This is a genomic window from Bradyrhizobium sp. P2_E8 (assembly GCF_056403875.1).
Genome location: NZ_JBFUES010001938.1, coordinates 1 through 509 on the forward strand (window position 1 = coordinate 1; position 509 = coordinate 509).

Below are 509 nucleotides of genomic sequence, written 5' to 3' on the forward strand. Positions count from 1 at the left end.
ATCCGCGTCGGCGGCGCGACCGAGGTCGAGGTGAAGGAGCGCAAGGATCGCGTTGATGACGCGATGCATGCGACCCGCGCGGCCGTGGAAGAAGGCATCGTCCCGGGCGGCGGCGTCGCCCTGCTCCGTGCCTCCGAGCAGCTCAAGGGCCTGCGCACCAAGAACGACGACCAGAAGACCGGCGTCGAGATCGTGCGCAAGGCGCTGTCGGCTCCCGCGCGCCAGATCGCGATCAACGCCGGTGAAGACGGCTCGGTGATCGTCGGCAAGGTGCTGGAGAACAAGTCGTACGCCTACGGCTTCGACTCCCAGACCGGCGAATACGGCGACCTCGTCAAGAAGGGCATCATCGACCCGACCAAGGTGGTCCGCACCGCGATCCAGAACGCAGCCTCGGTTGCGGCCCTGCTGATCACCACGGAAGCCATGGTCGCCGAGCTGCCCAAGAAGGGCGGCGCCGGCCCCGCGATGCCTCCGGGCGGCGGCATGGGCGGCATGGACTTCTAAGT

The 509-nt window shown here is 68.0% G+C and carries 1 protein-coding gene; it reads left to right on the plus strand.

The features are described from left to right. Positions 1 to 507, plus strand: a 507-nt coding sequence (locus AC1D00_RS44805; RefSeq protein ID WP_477015174.1) for a TCP-1/cpn60 chaperonin family protein, incomplete at its 5' end; no start/stop codon positions are given. Positions 508 to 509: the final 2 nt, after the last annotated feature.